This window comes from Streptomyces harbinensis (assembly GCF_900116145.1).
Taxonomy (GTDB): Bacteria; Actinomycetota; Actinomycetes; order Streptomycetales; family Streptomycetaceae; genus Streptomyces; species Streptomyces carpaticus.
The window spans coordinates 211,147-226,435 of sequence record NZ_FPAB01000001.1 but is presented as its reverse complement, the minus strand read 5'-3'; the positions used below and the strand labels follow the sequence as shown (position 1 = coordinate 226,435).

General features: G+C 72.4%; 20 protein-coding genes and 1 tRNA gene. 8 read left to right on the top strand and 13 right to left on the bottom strand.

The window, feature by feature from the left end; translation table 11 throughout:
• Positions 1-156: 156 nt before the first annotated feature.
• Positions 157-1,281, bottom strand: coding sequence for an ABC transporter ATP-binding protein (locus BM385_RS01100; RefSeq protein WP_019431764.1), 1,125 nt, complete (start codon positions 1,279-1,281; stop codon positions 157-159).
• Positions 1,282-1,523: 242 nt separating this feature from the next.
• Complete coding sequence (locus BM385_RS01095; RefSeq protein ID WP_019431763.1) at positions 1,524-2,183, bottom strand: hypothetical protein; 660 nt, start codon at positions 2,181-2,183, stop codon at positions 1,524-1,526.
• Between the two features lie 135 nt (positions 2,184-2,318).
• Here BM385_RS01095 and BM385_RS01090 point away from each other — a divergent pair, with 135 nt between their 5' ends.
• On the top strand, positions 2,319-2,837 hold the full coding sequence (locus BM385_RS01090; protein ID WP_093841891.1) for an NlpC/P60 family protein: 519 nt from the start codon (positions 2,319-2,321) through the stop codon (positions 2,835-2,837).
• Between the two features lie 62 nt (positions 2,838-2,899).
• Here BM385_RS01090 and BM385_RS01085 read toward each other — a convergent pair whose 3' ends face one another.
• Positions 2,900-3,622, bottom strand: coding sequence for a DNA alkylation repair protein (locus BM385_RS01085; RefSeq protein WP_019431761.1), 723 nt, complete (start codon positions 3,620-3,622; stop codon positions 2,900-2,902).
• Positions 3,623-3,766: 144 nt separating this feature from the next.
• Between BM385_RS01085 and BM385_RS01080 the strand changes: the two genes are divergently transcribed.
• A tRNA-Thr gene (locus tag BM385_RS01080) sits at positions 3,767-3,840 on the top strand.
• A gap of 47 nt (positions 3,841-3,887) precedes the next feature.
• Here BM385_RS01080 and BM385_RS01075 read toward each other — a convergent pair.
• The 3 genes from BM385_RS01075 to BM385_RS01070 are packed head-to-tail and all read right to left on the bottom strand — an operon-like array spanning position 3,888 to position 4,533.
• Positions 3,888-4,127 carry a DUF7848 domain-containing protein gene (locus tag BM385_RS01075; protein ID WP_019431760.1) on the bottom strand — a complete coding sequence of 80 codons (240 nt, stop codon included), beginning with the start codon at positions 4,125-4,127 and terminating at the stop codon, positions 3,888-3,890.
• Positions 4,124-4,288, bottom strand: a complete 165-nt coding sequence (locus BM385_RS26955; RefSeq protein WP_019431759.1) for a hypothetical protein — start codon at positions 4,286-4,288, stop codon at positions 4,124-4,126. Before BM385_RS26955 ends, BM385_RS01075 begins: the two co-directional genes overlap by 4 nt.
• A complete protein-coding gene (locus tag BM385_RS01070) occupies positions 4,285-4,533 on the bottom strand; it encodes a hypothetical protein (protein ID WP_093841890.1) in 249 nt (82 codons plus the stop codon). The genes BM385_RS26955 and BM385_RS01070 overlap by 4 nt, the downstream gene beginning before the upstream one ends.
• Positions 4,534-4,651: 118 nt before the next feature.
• Between BM385_RS01070 and BM385_RS01065 the strand changes: the two genes are divergently transcribed.
• Positions 4,652-5,491 (top strand): helix-turn-helix domain-containing protein, encoded by an 840-nt coding sequence (locus BM385_RS01065; protein ID WP_019431757.1) that lies wholly within the window; start codon positions 4,652-4,654, stop codon positions 5,489-5,491.
• Entirely contained in the window at positions 5,481-5,669 is a 189-nt protein-coding gene (locus tag BM385_RS01060; protein WP_026047083.1) for a DUF397 domain-containing protein, read from the top strand. The genes BM385_RS01065 and BM385_RS01060 overlap by 11 nt, the downstream gene beginning before the upstream one ends.
• Here the strand turns inward: BM385_RS01060 and BM385_RS01055 are convergent.
• The 5 genes from BM385_RS01055 to BM385_RS01035 all read right to left on the bottom strand — a co-directional run bounded on the left by BM385_RS01055 (position 5,653) and on the right by BM385_RS01035 (position 7,787).
• Positions 5,653-6,273 carry a flavin reductase family protein gene (locus BM385_RS01055; protein ID WP_019431756.1) on the bottom strand — a complete coding sequence of 207 codons (621 nt, stop codon included), beginning with the start codon at positions 6,271-6,273 and terminating at the stop codon, positions 5,653-5,655. The two genes, BM385_RS01060 and BM385_RS01055, sit on opposite strands and share 17 nt — an antisense overlap.
• Before the next feature lie 71 nt (positions 6,274-6,344).
• Positions 6,345-6,779: a plasmid transfer protein KilB gene (kilB, locus tag BM385_RS01050; protein WP_019431755.1), complete on the bottom strand. Its 435-nt coding sequence runs from the start codon at positions 6,777-6,779 to the stop codon at positions 6,345-6,347.
• 113 nt (positions 6,780-6,892) lie between these two features.
• Complete coding sequence (locus BM385_RS01045) at positions 6,893-7,030, bottom strand: hypothetical protein (RefSeq protein WP_367889582.1); 138 nt, start codon at positions 7,028-7,030, stop codon at positions 6,893-6,895.
• On the bottom strand, positions 7,027-7,506 hold the full coding sequence (locus BM385_RS01040; protein ID WP_093841889.1) for a hypothetical protein: 480 nt from the start codon (positions 7,504-7,506) through the stop codon (positions 7,027-7,029). The genes BM385_RS01045 and BM385_RS01040 overlap by 4 nt, the downstream gene beginning before the upstream one ends.
• Positions 7,507-7,553: 47 nt before the next feature.
• Entirely contained in the window at positions 7,554-7,787 is a 234-nt protein-coding gene (locus tag BM385_RS01035) for a hypothetical protein (RefSeq protein ID WP_019431753.1), read from the bottom strand.
• Positions 7,788-7,857: 70 nt separating this feature from the next.
• Here BM385_RS01035 and BM385_RS01030 point away from each other — a divergent pair, with 70 nt between their 5' ends.
• Together BM385_RS01030 and BM385_RS01025 are read left to right on the top strand one after the other, a co-directional pair.
• Positions 7,858-10,014: an alpha-galactosidase gene (locus BM385_RS01030; RefSeq protein WP_093841888.1), complete on the top strand. Its 2,157-nt coding sequence runs from the start codon at positions 7,858-7,860 to the stop codon at positions 10,012-10,014.
• Between the two features lie 241 nt (positions 10,015-10,255).
• On the top strand, positions 10,256-11,488 hold the full coding sequence (locus BM385_RS01025) for a PP2C family protein-serine/threonine phosphatase (RefSeq protein ID WP_093841887.1): 1,233 nt from the start codon (positions 10,256-10,258) through the stop codon (positions 11,486-11,488).
• A gap of 668 nt (positions 11,489-12,156) precedes the next feature.
• On the opposite strand, the gene BM385_RS01020 is transcribed toward BM385_RS01025, so the two are convergent.
• A complete protein-coding gene (locus BM385_RS01020; RefSeq protein WP_093841886.1) occupies positions 12,157-13,149 on the bottom strand; it encodes a zinc-binding dehydrogenase in 993 nt (330 codons plus the stop codon).
• 180 nt (positions 13,150-13,329) lie between these two features.
• On the opposite strand from BM385_RS01020, the gene BM385_RS01015 reads away from it, so the two are divergent.
• Both BM385_RS01015 and BM385_RS01010 read left to right on the top strand, forming a co-directional pair.
• A complete protein-coding gene (locus BM385_RS01015) occupies positions 13,330-13,920 on the top strand; it encodes a Uma2 family endonuclease (protein WP_019431749.1) in 591 nt (196 codons plus the stop codon).
• An 88-nt stretch (positions 13,921-14,008) separates the two neighbouring features.
• The gene (locus tag BM385_RS01010; protein WP_019431748.1) at positions 14,009-14,644 is read left to right on the top strand and encodes a Uma2 family endonuclease; all 636 of its coding nucleotides are present in this window, start codon (positions 14,009-14,011) and stop codon (positions 14,642-14,644) included.
• A 58-nt stretch (positions 14,645-14,702) separates the two neighbouring features.
• On the opposite strand, the gene BM385_RS01005 is transcribed toward BM385_RS01010, so the two are convergent.
• Entirely contained in the window at positions 14,703-15,278 is a 576-nt protein-coding gene (locus BM385_RS01005) for a TerD family protein (protein ID WP_019431747.1), read from the bottom strand.
• Positions 15,279-15,289 lie beyond the last annotated feature (11 nt).

Here is a 15,289-nt window from a genome sequence, read left to right as displayed (position 1 = left end):
CTGCGATCGTAGCGAGGAGTAGCGGTTTGATGGCAGTTGGTCACTCTCAAGAGTGACCGTGTTTTGCTGTTTTCGAATGGCCCCTTGACGCGCGAGGGCCGCGCATCCCGTACCCGGTACGGAATGCGCGGCCCTCGGCCACGAAAGGGGGACGTATCAGGTGAGGCGCGCCCCGCTGCTGACCGCGAAGACGTGGGTCTCGCCCGGACGGGGCACCACGTGCAGCTTGGAGCCCTTCTCCGGGATCTCCCGGCCGCCGACCCGGATGACCAGGTCCTTGGTCTCGCCGCCGACCTCGGCGGTGCCGTACACGTACCCGTCGGCGCCCAGCTCCTCGACGACGTTGACGGTGACGGCCAGCCCGGCCTCCTTGTCGGCGTCGGCCTTCTCCAGGCCGCCGCCGTTGCCGTTCACGACGTCGAAGTGCTCGGGACGGCAGCCGACGACCACGCGGGTGTCGCCCTGCTTCTGCGCCTCGGCGAGCGCGGCGCGCTCGACCGGGACGACGCTGTTGCCGAACTTCACGCCGCCGTCGGTGATCGGCACCTCGACGAGGTTCATGGCGGGGGAGCCGATGAAGCCCGCGACGAAGAGGTTGGCCGGCTTGTCGTACATGTTGCGCGGCGAGTCGACCTGCTGGAGGATCCCGTCCTTCAGCACCGCGACCCGGTCGCCCATGGTCAGGGCCTCGACCTGGTCGTGGGTGACGTACACCGTGGTGACGCCCAGGCGGCGCTGGAGCGAGGCGATCTGGGTACGGGTCTGGACGCGCAGCTTGGCGTCCAGGTTCGACAGCGGCTCGTCCATGAGGAAGACCTGCGGCTCACGCACGATGGCGCGGCCCATGGCGACACGCTGGCGCTGACCACCGGAGAGCGCCTTCGGCTTGCGGTCGAGGTACTCGGTGAGGTCGAGGATCTTGGCGGCTTCCTCGACCTTGGTGCGGATGTCGGTCTTGTTGACACCGGCGATCTTGAGCGCGAAGCCCATGTTCTGCGCGACCGTCATGTGCGGGTACAGCGCGTAGTTCTGGAACACCATCGCGATGTCCCGGTCCTTGGGCGGCAGGTGGGTGACGTCGCGGTCGCCGATGCGGATGGCGCCGCCGTTGACGTCCTCCAGGCCGGCCAGCATGCGCAGCGAGGTGGACTTGCCGCAGCCGGAGGGGCCGACGAGAACCAGGAACTCACCGTCCGCGATCTCGATGTCGAGCGCGTCGACGGCGGGCTTCTCCCCGCCGGGATAGATGCGGGTGGCCTTGTCGTACGTAACCGAAGCCATGTTCTGTTCTCTCCTTCTACCGGCAGGAACGTGCCGGACGATCCGAGTAGGAAGGCGCCACGTCCACCGTCCTTGTGAACGCAGTGCGAACCTAACGCGAAGGGACAACGTTTGTCACGAGTCCTGTGCGAAAAAGTGCGCGTCGTCCCCCGACCGCTCGGACCTGGGCGTTTGTGGCCGTGGCGGGCCCGGGGAGCGGGCCGCGCCCGGCAGGTCCGTCCGGGTGCCGGGCGCCGCGCCGCTCACTCCAGGTGGTTGGCCCCGGCGACGAGTTCGCCGGCCACCCCGGCGCACAGATAGCTGTCCGGGTCCCGGGGCACGCCGCGCGCCAGCGCCACGCTGACCGGCCCCTCGGTCAGCAGCGGCACCTCCAGGGCCGGCGCCCGCCGGCCGAGCGCCGCCCAGTCCAGCCACAGCCCGGCCACCGGCCGTCCACCGGCCGGCAGCGGCAGATCACCGGTCTCGGCGGCGGCCACGGCCAGCCGCTCCTCGGCCTCCGCCGCCGGCCCGCCCCGGTCGCGCAGGGCGAGCACCCGGTCCAGCAGCGGCAGCGCGGCGAGCATGTCCCAGCCGTGTTCGGACAGCGCCCCGTCGAGGTCGTCGAGGAGGTCGCCGTTCGTCCCGTCCGGGTCGAGCAGCAGCCGGCGGACGGTGGCGTCGTAGGCGGGGTCGGTGCAGCGTACGTACGGCCGCAGATCGACCCCGCCGGTGACGGTGCCGTGCCGGGCCACCCACAGCCGCAGGCAGGCCCCGTACCAGAGCAGCAGGTACGGGTCGAGGTGGTCCGCCTCCTCGAACGCCCGCCGGACGTCGGCGAGGGTGCCCGCGGCGTAGATGTCGCCCTTGCGGGCCCCGCCGGATCCGACGGAGAACTCCAGGAGATAGCAACTGGGCTGAGTCATGGGCTCCTCCGTGACGCTCGATCTCTCGAACACATGTTCGCACAGAGGGGAGCGGAACGGCGGAAGCCGCGCCACCGGCGGCCGGGTCAGGGAAAACCGCTGGCGCTCCCGGAGCCGCGCCCGCACCATCGGCGGATGGAGGACGCCCGCGTCGACAACGCCATCGCCTGGGCCGAGCACCACCTCGGCTCCACCGCCTACGCCACCCGCTGCCTCGCCTTCGCCGAGGACGCCTACGAACGCGCCAACCACCTCGAACTCTTCGGCGGCGACACCGCCCACGAGTCCGCCACCGCCTACGAGGCCGCCACCCGCGAGGGAGTGCCGCCGCGCGGCGCCTTCGTCTTCTTCGACAGCGTCGGCGAACTGTTCGGCACACGCCGCAACTGGGGCCACGTCGGCATCGCGCTCGGGGAGGGCCGGATCATCCACGCCTGGGACCGGGTCCGCGTCGACACCGCCGCCGCCATCGAGGCCCTGACCCCGCCCCCCGGCTGGGACCGCCCCCGGGCGGCCGGCTGGGCCCCGGTCGAACGAGTGCTGCGCGGCTCCCGCCCCCGGCGCTGGGACACCGGCACGACGGCGGCGGACGCCGCCCGCCACGACCAGACGACGCGCTTCGGCGGCGGGGGAGCGGTACCCGGCGAGGCGTGAACCGGCCGGCCGTCCGGCTCCGGGGCATGCGGTGCGGCACCGCATGCCCCGCCACCGTACGGTCAGCCCTTCCCCGGTGACCGGGCCGTGTCCCCGGCGCCCAGCAACTCCGCCCGCAGCTCCGGCGGCAGCTTCTCGGTCGCGTACCGCAGCGTGACCCGGGGCAGGGCCGGCTGCTCGCGCAGAAAGCGGACCAGCCGCTCCTGATCCACCTTGCCGACCTCGCGCAGCGCCGTACCCACCGACTTGTGGATCAGCTCCTCCGCGTCGTCCAGCAGGAGCCCGGCGATGTGCAGGGCGTCGTCGATGTCTCCCTGCCGGATGAACCAGAACGTCGCCGTGATCGCCGTGCGCCGCTCCCAGATGTCGGCCGAGCGCGCGAGTTCGTACAGCGGGGCGCGCGGCTTGTCGAGCAGATACCAGCCGACCACCCGGGGCGCCGCCCGGTCGACCAGATCCCAGTTGTCGATCCGGTCGTGCCGTTCCATGTAGAGGTCGTACAGCGCGCGCCGCTCGTCGTCGGTGATCCGCTTGCGGCGCGCCTTGAAGTCGAGGATGCTCACCGCCCCCATCCGCGCCTCGTAGTACGGCGAGTCGAGCAACGCCTCCACCTCGGCCAGCGGCATCCCGGCGAACCGGGCGGCCGTGTCGAAGGTGTTCTTCATCCGGACGCCGATGACCTCGGTCTCACCACCCCCCTTGTAGTACTTGCTGATCTTCGTCCGCTCCTCGTCGGACTGGAACGTCCGAAGGGTGTCGATGAACACCCGCGCAGTGAGATCCATCCCGCCATCCCAGTCGCTACGAGCGGCCTGGGCAAGGGCCCCGGGGCACCGGGACGGCGGCGCGTGGGCACTGCCCGGGTACTGCCCGGGCGGAAGGGAAGCGTTGTAGGCTGTCTGCGCCCCGGAAGTTGATGTTCGGGGCCTGCCGCCTTAGCTCAGCTGGCCAGAGCACCGCTCTTGTAAAGCGTAGGTCGTCGGTTCGAATCCGACAGGCGGCTCGGCAACGGGGACAGGCCCTCCGGAGGACTCCGGAGGGCCTTTCGCGTCAGGCCGCGCCGTTCATCCAGGCGCGCCAGGGGCGGGTGAGGGTTTCGGTGTACGTGAGGTGGTCCGGGTTGCGGGCCGCGTGGGCGAGCTGCCAGTCCTGGGCCTCACCGAACACCACCGTCCGGTCCGACCGGGCCCCGCACAGATCGCAGCGCATCCGGTGGGTGAGGGGCGCGGCGTCCGGTTCGCGGTCGGGTTCGCTGGTCCAGCGCATGAAGCGCAGCACGGCGCGGGTCACGCTCCGGCACCTCCCTTGCCGCGCCGGTTCGCGGCGCTGAGGGCGTTCGCCTGGGCGAGGAGTTCGGACAGCCGGGGCCGGCGGTCCGGATCGCGCCGCTTCAGCCGCACGGTGACCGTCTTCCCGCGCCGGGTGGGCAGCAGCCCCGCGGACTCGCTCACCGCGCGCACCCCCGCAGGACGGAAGCGAGCTTGCGCGCCATGTCGAGGTTGCAGCGGCCGAGTTCGATGAGGGGACGCTTCGCGTCACCGGAGCAGGACGCGAGGTCGATGCGCAGGGACGGCAGGATCACCCCGGCCGCCGTCATCGCCTCACGGACCTCGTTCACCACCTGCTCGGCCGTGCGGACACGTTCGGCTGTTGCCAGCCTTTCGGCAGAGGTGGGTGGTTGGGGTGCTGTGCTCATGGGTGGGCCTTTCTCACCACTTGCGGTTGTTTACGTGCACAGCGTGTCCGGCCGCTCCTACGATGCACCAGGGGCCCGCGCACCACAGCGAATTTCGTAGGGAAGGACGTTGCACGCCATGACCAACGGCGAAGAACCAGAAGTCCCCCAGCTGCCGCGCGAGCTCTACGGCGAATTGCTGAGGCTCAGGCGCGAACGGGCCGGACTCACCCAGGAAGCACTGGCGAAGCTGATGATCTGTTCGCCGGGAAACATCGCCCATTTCGAGCGCGGGCGGCGCAGGCCGAGTCCGGAGGATGCCAGGCGGCTGGACCAGATCCTCGGGACTGCGGACGACGAACTGTTCTACAGAATGCGTCGTACGTGGGAAAGCTCCCGTGTCGTTGACTACTTCACGGCCGTCGCCGAGACGGAACACCAGGCGACACTCATCTGCGACTGGGCACCGAGTCTGGTGCCGGGCGTCCTGCAAACGCCGGCCTATGCGAAGGCGGTGTACGCCAGCGGACAGATCCGGCGTGACGACGAGCTGAACGATGCGAAAGTCGCCAGGAGGATGCGGCGGGCGCAGTATCTCAGCGACCCCCAGGGGCCCGCGCTCTGGTCGCTCATGGATGAGGCTGTGATCAGGCGGCCTGTCGGCGGCCCCTCGGTCATGGCCGAACAGTTGGAGCACATCGCCGCACTCGGCGAGCGAGGCCGGATCGTGGTGCAGATCCTGCCGTTCAGCGCTGGGGTACACGCGCTGATGGAGGGGCTGTTGATCATCATGAACTTCGCAGACCGCCCGGACATGGCTTACGTTGACGGCATCAATTGGGGCCACTCCACGGACGACCCGGGGCAGGTCAGGTTCTACCAGCGGTTGTTCGACATGGGCCGGGCCCTTGCCATGGCCCCGGAAAACTCGCTGGCCCTCCTCGCATCAGTAGCGGAAGAGTACAGACATGCCCCCTGAGTTCACGTGGCGTCGGTCGCGCTACAGCGGCGCCAGCAATGCGGCATGCGTCGAAGTGTCGGACGGCCACCCCGCCGGTCTCCCGGTCCGGGACTCCAAGTCCCCCGACGGTCCGGTCGTGTTCTTCCCCTCCCCCGCCTGGTCGGCCTTCATAGCCGACCTCAAGAACTCCCGCTGACCACCGTCGCGGGGGTCTGGGTCCGGTACGAGCGGCCGAGTTCGGGCCCCAGCCCGAAGTAGTGGCGGAAGTTGTAGATCAGCGGGGTCCAGGCGGCCGGGTTGATGTGGTCGGTGCCGGGGACGGTGAGGGCCGGGTCCGCGTGGACCTTGCGGACCTGGGCCTCGATGATGAGGAACGTGCCCGTCGCGTCCGGCCGTACCTGGGCCGCCCGCGCCTCCAGCTGGAGCGGGCATTCGGCCACGCGTGGTGGCCGGACCGTATCGGACGGTTCGGGGTGGAGTCCGGCGGCGCCGAACTTGTCCGGCTCGTAGCGGCAGCCGGCCGCCTTGGTGGGCGGGACGGGGTGGCGGCCGGTGAGCGGTGCGAGGCGTTCGACGGCGGGCCACAGGTCGGGTGACGGCAGGTTGATCACCAGATCGGGGCGCCGGGTGAGGTTGTGCGCGCTCTGCCCGTCGCTGCCGAGGCCGAGAACCACCGTGTGGCCGAGGGCCCAGGCCGAGGAGAGAGGTGCCAGGTTGAAGGTGCCGTCCTCGTTCTCGGTGCTGAGGAGGACCACGGGGGTGCCGAAGTAGAGGATGCTCGGTTCGATCGCGATGTGCATGGCCGCGAGCCTAGGAACGAACCGTTTCGGCGGGAGCCGAAGTGTTGTCCGCTGGTGCCCGGCGGGCGTGCTCAGCGCACGTGCCGGGCCGCCGCCGTGACGAATGCCTCGATGGCCTGCCGCGAGGCGCCGTCCCGCTCGCGGTGCTCGTCGGGCTCGACGGCGGTGGAGATGGACCAGGTGCTGCGGTAGGCGTTCCGGGCGAGTTCGGTGAGCGCCGGGTCGTCGGTGAGGAGTTCGACGCGGTGGAGCGCCTGGCGGGCGCTGGTTCGCAGCCGGTGGGCCTCGTCGCGTGCTGCTGTGCGGTCGGGCTCGTTCCGCTGGTGCCAGCGGGTGTTCTGGCCGTGCCGGTACTCCTCCAGGGTCGCCGCGAAGGCGCTGTAGGCGACGAGGCGTTCCTGCCGCAGGGTCTGGCTGCGGGTGGCCCGGCGCTGGAAGAGGTGAGTGCTGAGCGAGCCGAGCAGGGTGCCGGCCACGGCGACGACGCTCGTCCACAGGGAGTCCACGGGGCCAGCCTGCCACGGCCGGGTCCCGTGGGGCAGGGCCGGTCAGCTGTCGGTGGCTCTGGGGTGCGCGGTCCCTGCGTACGTGGTCCACCGGGTGCTGCCCGCGTCGTCGATCAGGTACCGGATACGGCCGCCGCCGGTGACCTCGTGAGGGACTCCCAGCCCTTGGCGCTCTCGCCGTTGTCGAAGCGGATGTCGTACTCGTCGGGCAGGGGTGGGGGCGCCGCCCGGTCACCGCGTTTGGGGGTCATGCGTGCGCTGCCTCGGGAGGGGTCGCCGGGCCGTAGTCCTCGCCGCTGGGGTGGGTGAGCAGGTGGAACAGTTCTGGATCGGCGTGGAGCTCGGCCGTGTGCCGCCACTCGATGAGGAGCTGGGCGATGGGTGCGGTGTTCCCGAGGGAGGTCGCTGTCACGGAGGTCTCGGCGAGTTCGGACGCGAGGGTTTTCACCTCCTCCGGAGGCAGGAAACGCACCCACGGCAGGGCGGCCGGCAGCGCCGCGCGGACCAGCTCGGGGCCGTCGGTCTGTGCCAGGAGGGAGACGAGCAGGCGCGCGGTGAAATCGACGACCTGGCCCTCGCGCTCCGCGCGATCGGTGGGCATCACCGTCAGATCCTCGGCGTCGCGGCGTCGCAGCCGGAGGGCGCGCACCGAGGCGAGGCGGCCGGTGGCGGCCGTGGGCCGTTGGATGAACTCGGTGAACGGAAGGTCTTCCAGTTGAGAGCTCATGGAGCCAGGATGCCCCAAAGGTACTCCGGCGGTCCCGGCTCGGCGGCTCAGCCGCCCTCGTGTTCGTCGCGCGGGATCGTCGGGTCGCGGCGGGCGTCGTAGAGGCCGGTGCCGTTGCAGTTGCGGCAGTTGCCCATGCGGGTGTGGGTGACGGCGTCCTTGAAGCGGAACGGGTCGTTGCCGGGGATGTAGGCCCAGGTGTAGGGGCGGGCGCCCTCGCCCTCGCACCAGTTGCAGCGGTCGGGGTTGGTGTGGGATTCGGAGGCGTACGGGGTGGTCATGGGGACTGTCCTCCAGGTAGAAATATCGCACACGTCTCAACATGTTCGATCAACCAAGCAGAGGCCGCAGATGCGACACGACGGGACCATTGTTCATCTTCGGGCCGGCGGGGTCAGCCTGGTGCTGAACTGTGCGGACGCGAAACTGCCGCGCGCCGTGCACTGGGGCGCCGACCTCGGCGAGCTGTCCGAGGCGGCGCTCGCCGCGCTGGTACGGGCCGAGGTGCCGCCGATCGCGCCGAACGGCACCGACGAGACCGTGCCCGTCGCGCTGCTGCCCGAGCAGTCGGCCGGCTGGCTCGGCACCCCCGGGCTGACCGGGCACCGGGCGGGCGCGGACTTCTCCACCGCCTTCACCGTCACCGCGCTGCACGCCACCGCCGCGTCGCTGACCGTCGAGGCCGAGGACGCGCACGCCGCGCTCGGGCTGCGGCTCGACGTCGAGCTGACGGACTCCGGGCTGGTGCGGCAGCGGGCCACGGTCACCAACCGCGCCGACGCGGACCGGGCCCCGTACACGCTCTCCGGTGTGGTCCTCACCCTCCCCGTGCCCGAGCGCGCCACCGAACTGCTGACCCTCACCGGCCGGCATCTGCGCGAGCGCAGCCCGCAGCGGCACGACTTCACCCTCGGCACCCACCTGCGGGAGAACCGGCGCGGCCGGACGGGGACGGACGCGGTGACCGTGCACGTGGCGGGGACGGCGGCGTTCGGGTTCAGGACCGGGGAGGTGTGGGGGCTGCACGTGGCGTGGAGCGGCAACCAGCGTTCCCTCGCCGAGCGCACCAGCCACGCCGTGTCGCTGCTGGGCGGCGGCGAACTGCTGCTGGCGGGCGAGCTGACGCTGGCGGCCGGGGAGGAGTACGTCTCCCCGTGGGTGTACGGCAGTTACGGCGCGAGCGGGCTGGACGAGCTGTCCACCCGCTTCCACGCGTACCTGCGGGCCCGGCCGCACCATCCCCGTACCGACGACCGGCCGGTGACGCTGAACGTGTGGGAGGCGGTGTACTTCGACCACGACCTGGCCCGGCTGAAGGAGCTGGCGGAGGCCGGGGCCGAGGTGGGGGTGGAACGGTTCGTGCTGGACGACGGGTGGTTCCGGGGGCGGCGGAACGACTCGGCCGGGCTCGGCGACTGGTACGTGGACGAGGAGGTGTGGCCCGACGGGCTGCACCCGCTCGCGGAGCACGTACGGGGCCTGGGGATGGAGTTCGGGCTGTGGGTGGAGCCCGAGATGATCAACCCCGACTCGGACCTGGCGCGGGCCCACCCCGAGTGGATCCTGGCCACCGGCGACCGGCTGCCGCCCGAGGCGCGGCAGCAGCAGGTGCTGGACCTGGGGCACCCGGAGGCGTACGCGTACATCCGGGACCGGCTGGACGCGATCGTCGGTGAGTACGGGCTGACGTACCTGAAGTGGGACCACAACCGCGACCTGATCGAGGCCGGGCACAGCGCGGCCGGCGGCCGGGCCGGGGTGCACGCGCAGACGCTCGCCGTGTACCGGCTGCTCGACGAACTGCGCGCGCGGCATCCGGGACTGGAGATCGAGTCGTGCTCGTCCGGTGGCGGCCGGGTCGATCTCGGCATCCTGGAGCGGACCGACCGGGTGTGGACGAGCGACTGCATCGACGCGCTGGAGCGGCAGCGGATCCAGCGCTGGACCGGGCTGCTGCTGCCGCCCGAGCTGATGGGCTCGCACGTCGGGTCCCCGGCGGCGCACACCACGGGGCGGGTGCACCGGCTCGACTTCCGGGCGGGTACGGCGCTGTTCGGGCACTTCGGGATCGAGTGGGACCTGAGCCGGGCGAGCGCGGAGGACCGGGCGGAGCTGGCGGAGTGGATCACGCTCTACAAGCGGCTGCGTGGGCTGCTGCACGGCGGTGTCGTGGTGCGCGGCGACCACCCGGACCCGGCGCTGTGGGTGCACGGGGTGGTGGCGCCGGACGCGGCGCGGGCGGTGTACGCGCTGGTGCAGATGGCGACGAGCGTGACCGCGCCGGTGGGGCGGGTGCAACTGCCCGGCCTCGACCCGGCGGCGGAGTACCGGGTGCGTCCGCTGGAGCCGGGGCGGGCGGCGGGGGTGTCGTCGTGGATGCCGCTGCCGTGGTGGGGCGACGCGGACGGGGTGACGCTGCCGGGGCGGGTGCTGGCGGAGGCGGGGGTGCGGGCGCCGACGATGCATCCGGAGCGGCTGGTGCTGCTGGAGGCGGAACGGGTCGGGTAGCGGGGCGGGGCGGGGGTGGCCGGCGGGGCCGGTCGGGGTGACGGCCGCCGGGGTGACGTACCGGGGCGAGGCCGGGCCCGTACGGCGGTACCGGTGCCCCCGCGCCAGGCGGCGGCCCCCTGGCCCCCGGCCCGCCCCGGCGCCCCGGCGCGGCGCACGCTCCGCGCACGCTCGGGGGGCGCGGGCCCCGTACCGCTCCTAGGCTGGTGGATCACCGGGAGCGGCGCTGAGGCGGGCTGGCATGACGGACGCAGGGATCGGCATCGACTACGCGGCGGTGTTCCGGCGGCTGCCCAGCATGGTGGCGCTGCTGACCCCCGAGCTGGTGTACGCGGACGTGAACGACGCGTACCTGCGGGTCTCCGGGCGCTCCCGCGAGGAGCTGGTGGGCCGGTATGTGTTCGACGTGTTCCCCGACAGCCCGGACAACGCCGGTGCCGAGGGCGCCCGGAACCTGCACGCCTCCCTCCGGCGGGTCGTGGCCACCGGCGAGCGGGACAGCATGGCGCTCCAGCGGTACGACGTCCAGCACGCGGAGCGGCCCGGGGTGTGGGAGCAGCGGTACTGGAGCCCGGTCAACACCCCGGTGCTCGGGCCCGGCGGACGGGTGGTGCTGGTGGTGCACCGGGTGGAGGAGGTCACCGAGCTGATCAGGCTCGGCGCCCTGCCCGACGACAGCAGAACCCGGGTGCTGGAGGTCGAGCTGTACACCAGGGCCCGGGAACTCCAGGAGGTCAACGAGCGGCTGCGCCGGGCGCACGCCCGCGAGCGCGAGGTGGCCCTCGCGCTCCAGGAGGCGATGCTGCCCGTCTCCGGCGATGTCGGGCACCACCGGGCCGCCGTGCGGTACCAGCCCGCCGTCAGCGCCCTGAACGTGTGCGGCGACTGGTACGACCTGGTCGATCTGCCGGACGACCGCATCGTCGCCACGGTCGGCGACGTCGTCGGCCACGGACTGCGCGCCGCGGGGGTGATGGGCCTGCTGCGCAGCGCGCTCAGCGCCACCTCCCGGGTCGCGGAGGGGCCGGCCCAGGCGCTGGACATCCTCGGGCTGTACGCCCGTTCGGTCGAGGGCGCGGAGAACACCACCGTCGCGCAGGTCGCCGTCGACTGGGGCGCGCACCTCCTGACGTACAGCTGCGCCGGGCACCCGCCGCCCGCCGTGCTGCGGGCCCACGGGGGCGTGGAGTTCCTGGACGGTGCCACCGATCCGCCGCTGGGGGCCCGGATCGAGCATCTGCCGAGGCCGCAGGAGCGCACCGGGTTCGCGGAGGGGGACACCCTCGTCCTCTACACGGACGGGCTGATCGAGCGCCGCCGGGAGGACATCGACGTGGGGCTGGCCCGGCTGGCGGAAACCCTGGTACGGCACCGGAGCGCCGGCCCGGAGCACCTGGCCGACGTGATCCTGCACGAACTGCTGCCACCGGACGGCGCGACGGACGACACGGCGCTGGTCGTGGTCCGGCTCTGACGGGCCGGTGGCCCGGCCTGCCTTGCCCAGCCTGCCCGGGCCGGTCCGGCCCCCGGCCCCTGGTGGTGGCTCCGGCCGTTCGGTGGCCTGCCCGGCCCGGTCCGGTGGCCCTGCGGACGGCCGCCCAGTGACCCGGCGGCCTGGCGCCCCGGCCCGTGGCCCGGCGGCCTCCCCGGTGGTGGCTCGGGCCGTTCGGCGGCCCGGCGGCCCGGTCCGGTGGTCCGGCGGTCCCGGCCGCCCAGTGGCCTGGCGGCCTGCCCTGCCCGGCCTGGCGGCCTGCTCGTCCGGTGGTTTCGATGGTCCGATGGTCCGGGCAGCCCAGCCCAGCCCAGCCCGGCCCGGCGGCCCGGCGGTCCGGCCGCCCGGTGGTAGCCCCGGCCGTCTGGTGGCCCGGTGCCCTGGCGGTCTGCCCGTCCGGTGTTGGACCCGGCCTGCCCGTCCGGTGGTGGGCCCGGCCGGGCCGTCCGAACCCGGCCGTCCGGTGGTGGCCCCGGCCGCCCGGTGGCCTGGCGGGCCCGGCCCGGCCCAGCCCGGTGCTCCGGTGGTCTCGTGGCCTGGCGGCCCGGCCCGTGGCCCCGGCCGTCCGGTGGTCGTTCCGTCCGCCTGTCCGTCCGTCCGCCTGTCCGTCCGTCCGCCTGTCCGTCCGGCCGGCCGCCAGGCCGGCCCGCTCAGGGGATGAGGACCACCTTCCCGATGGTCGCCCTGGACTCCAGGTCGCGGTGGGCGCGGGCGGCCTCGGCCAGGGGGTAGCGCTGCATCAGCGGGGTGAGGGTGCCGGCCGCCAGGTGGCGCAGGGACTCCTCCTCCAGGACACGGATGTTCTCCATGCCGCCGATCTTGGCGGCGAGGGCCGGGCCGAGCGTCTGCTCGGAGGTGATGCCGAGCCGCCGCTGCTCCTCCTCGCCGATGACCAGTGTGTCGTCGGGGTCGGAGGCGTACCCGTAGGAGACGTGCGCGCCGCCGGGGGCGAGGAGCGAGACGGCGGTGCGGGCGCACGCGCCGCCGACGCCCTCGAAGACCCGGGTGACGGGGCGCTCGCCGTGGGCGGCGCGGATCCGGTCCGCCCAGTCGTCGCGGGTGTAGTCGACGGCGAGATCGGCGCCGAGCCGGGCGACGGTGGCCTCCTTGGCAGGGCCGCCGGCCGCGCCGATGACGGTGGCGCCGCGGTGCCGGGCGTACTGGACGAGGAGCGCGCCGATGCCGCCGGCCGCCGCGAGGACGAGGACGGTGTCCTCGGGGCCGAGGGTGGCGAAGCGGAGGATGCCCATGGTCATCCGGCCGGTGCCCATCATCGCGACGGCCCGGTCGAAGGGGACGGCGTCGGGGAGGTGGTGCAGCCGGTCGGCGGCGGTGACGGCGCGTTCGGCGTAGCCGCCGGGGACCATGCCGAGGTGGGCGACGACGCGGCGGCCGAGCCAGGCGGGGTCGGTGTCCGGGCCGAGCGCGTCCACGGTGCCGGCGACCTCGCGGCCGGGGATGGTGGGGAGGGTGGTTTCCGGCCAGTGGGGGAGCGGGGCGGTGCGCAGGGTGGTGTCGACGAGGTGGACGCCGGCGGCGGCGACGGCGATCCGGACCTGGCCGGGGCCGGGCTCGGGGTCGGAGACCTCCTCGTAACGGAGGTTCTCGGGCGGGCCGTAGGCGTGGAGCTGGATGGCGTGCATGGCGGAGAGGTTGTCCTTCCCGGTGGGCCGGTGGGCCGGTGGGCCGATGAGCTGGTGTCCGGCGGTGGAACGGCTCCACGGTGCAACCTCAAGTGAACTTGAGGTCAAGCTCACACCTTCGGGTGATCATCGCCGGGGCGGTCTGTCGGCACGCCGGGCCGCGCTGGGATGGTCGGGGACATGAACACGGGAACGGCCGCCGCCGTGGCGGCGCAGGCGGCGCTCGACGGCTACGCGGCCATGGCGGCGGTGGCGCCCGGCGGCTGGCGGGTGGAGCTGGTGGACGGCCATGTGCGGGTCACGCCACAGGAGGACGCCGGGCATGCGGAGATCGTGGCCTCACTGGCCGCCCAGCTCGGCGCCCAGCGGGCGGACGCGGAGGTCCGCTCCGGGGTCGGCCCGGTGCCGGTGCTGGCGCTGGCGGACGCGGAGATGCCGGGCCGGGTGCTGCCCGACCTGGTGCTGACCCGCACCGGGGCCACCACGGTGACGGCGGCCTCGGCGCTGCTGGTCGCGGAGGTGACGATGAAAGCCACTGGCAACGTGGACCGGGTGGAGAAGGTCCGCGCCTACGCCCGCGCGGGCGTCGCGGCGTACCTCCTGGTGGACCGGCACTACCGTTCGACGACGCTGTTCACCCGGCCCTCGGGTGCGCGCTACATCCAGAAGAACTCGGTCCCGTTCGGCGAGCGGCTGGCGCTGCCCGCCCCGCTGGAGGCGACGATCGACACGGCGGTGTTCCCGGCCCCGGTCAAACCGAACACCTGGTGATCACACCTTCGGGTGGTCGGTCACGGCACGTCTGTCGGAGGGCACTTCTACGCTGGCAGGGTTGCGTTCCGTAAGAAGGAGGTACGCCGTGACCGTGACTCTTCCCGAGCGTGATCTGGGCACTGATCAGCAGCACCGAGCGCCTCGGCTGGACAGGCGGAAAGTCTCCGACGCCGAGTTCATGGCCGGTGTGATCGAGACGACCTTCGACGACCTGGATGCGACAGCCCCCCCGGGGTGGCGCGTGGAATTGATCGAGGGGAACATCTACACGGTGCCGCCGGCGAATGGTGATCACGAGGAGATCGTGAGTGAGCTGCTGGAGCAGCTCGCGGGGCGCAAGGACAAGGCTTTGCGCATGAGAACCGGGGTGGGGCTGCGAATTCCGGGCAACGCGCCCGCGGATCGCGTCGTACCGGACCTGGTGGTCGCCCCTCGGGGAGTCTTCAAGAACTCCGAGCAATACCACGACCCCGCGCCGGTTCTGCTGGTTTGTGAGGTCACCTCGCCTTCCACCGCGGACAAGGACCGCGGCAGAAAGCTGGGCAGTTACGCCAGGGCAGGCATTCCCAGCTTCCTGCTGATCGACCGGGAGAAGAGTCTCGTCACACTGTTCTCCCGCCCACGCAATGGGCGGTACCTCGACACCGTGTCGAAGGCGCTGGGCGAGCCGCTCCCGCTGCCGGAGCCGTTCGGATTCACCCTGGACACGTCCGAGTTCTGAACCGGACGGGGGCGGCTCCCCGAAGGGAGCCGCCCCCGTCGTGGCCGTGGGCCGGCGTTCAGACGTTGACGCCGAAGTCCTGGGCGATGCCCGCCAGGCCGGAGGCGTAACCCTGGCCGACCGCGCGGAACTTCCACTCCGCGCCGTTGCGGTACAGCTCGCCGAAGACCATCGCGGTCTCGGTGGAGGCGTCCTCGGTCAGGTCGTAACGGGCGATCTCGGTGCCGCCGTTCTGGTTGGTGACGCGGATGTACGCGTTCCGGACCTGGCCGAAGTTCTGGCCGCGGTTGTCGGCGTCGTGGATGGAGACGGGGAAGACGACCTTGTCGACATCGGCGCCCAGCGAGGCCAGGTTGATGTTGATGGTCTCGTCGTCGCCGTCGCCGTCACCCGTCAGGTTGTCGCCGGTGTGCTGGATGGCGCCGTCGGGCGAGGTGAGGTTGTTGTAGAAGATGAAGTGCTGGTCCGAGACGATCTTCCCCGCGGCGTTCACCGCAAGGGCGCTCGCGTCGAGGTCGAAGTCGGCACCGGTGGTGGTGCGGACGTCCCAGCCGAGGCCGACCGTGACGGCCGTCAGACCGGGAGCCTCCTTGGTCAGCGAGACATTGCCGCCCTTGGTCAGGCTCACACCCATGGAGAATCCCC

Excerpts from the sequence above, each read along its gene's own strand:
- BM385_RS01040 (WP_093841889.1), bottom strand. The coding sequence starts at position 7,506 with ATGAGCTCTCAACTGGAAGACCTTCCGTTCACCGAGTTCATCCAACGG.
- BM385_RS01035 (WP_019431753.1), bottom strand. The coding sequence starts at position 7,787 with ATGACCACCCCGTACGCCTCCGAATCCCACACCAACCCCGACCGCTGC.
- BM385_RS01100 (WP_019431764.1), bottom strand. The coding sequence starts at position 1,281 with ATGGCTTCGGTTACGTACGACAAGGCCACCCGCATCTATCCCGGCGGG.
- BM385_RS01030 (WP_093841888.1), top strand. The coding sequence starts at position 7,858 with ATGCGACACGACGGGACCATTGTTCATCTTCGGGCCGGCGGGGTCAGC.
- BM385_RS01055 (WP_019431756.1), bottom strand. The coding sequence starts at position 6,273 with ATGCACATCGCGATCGAACCGAGCATCCTCTACTTCGGCACCCCCGTG.
- BM385_RS01095 (WP_019431763.1), bottom strand. The coding sequence starts at position 2,183 with ATGACTCAGCCCAGTTGCTATCTCCTGGAGTTCTCCGTCGGATCCGGC.
- BM385_RS01085 (WP_019431761.1), bottom strand. The coding sequence starts at position 3,622 with ATGGATCTCACTGCGCGGGTGTTCATCGACACCCTTCGGACGTTCCAG.
- BM385_RS01090 (WP_093841891.1), top strand. The coding sequence starts at position 2,319 with ATGGAGGACGCCCGCGTCGACAACGCCATCGCCTGGGCCGAGCACCAC.
- BM385_RS01060 (WP_026047083.1), top strand. The coding sequence starts at position 5,481 with ATGCCCCCTGAGTTCACGTGGCGTCGGTCGCGCTACAGCGGCGCCAGC.
- BM385_RS01045 (WP_367889582.1), bottom strand. The coding sequence starts at position 7,030 with ATGACCCCCAAACGCGGTGACCGGGCGGCGCCCCCACCCCTGCCCGAC.
- BM385_RS01015 (WP_019431749.1), top strand. The coding sequence starts at position 13,330 with ATGAACACGGGAACGGCCGCCGCCGTGGCGGCGCAGGCGGCGCTCGAC.
- BM385_RS01005 (WP_019431747.1), bottom strand. The coding sequence starts at position 15,278 with ATGGGTGTGAGCCTGACCAAGGGCGGCAATGTCTCGCTGACCAAGGAG.
- BM385_RS01025 (WP_093841887.1), top strand. The coding sequence starts at position 10,256 with ATGACGGACGCAGGGATCGGCATCGACTACGCGGCGGTGTTCCGGCGG.
- BM385_RS01065 (WP_019431757.1), top strand. The coding sequence starts at position 4,652 with ATGACCAACGGCGAAGAACCAGAAGTCCCCCAGCTGCCGCGCGAGCTC.
- BM385_RS01020 (WP_093841886.1), bottom strand. The coding sequence starts at position 13,149 with ATGCACGCCATCCAGCTCCACGCCTACGGCCCGCCCGAGAACCTCCGT.
- BM385_RS01070 (WP_093841890.1), bottom strand. The coding sequence starts at position 4,533 with ATGAGCACAGCACCCCAACCACCCACCTCTGCCGAAAGGCTGGCAACA.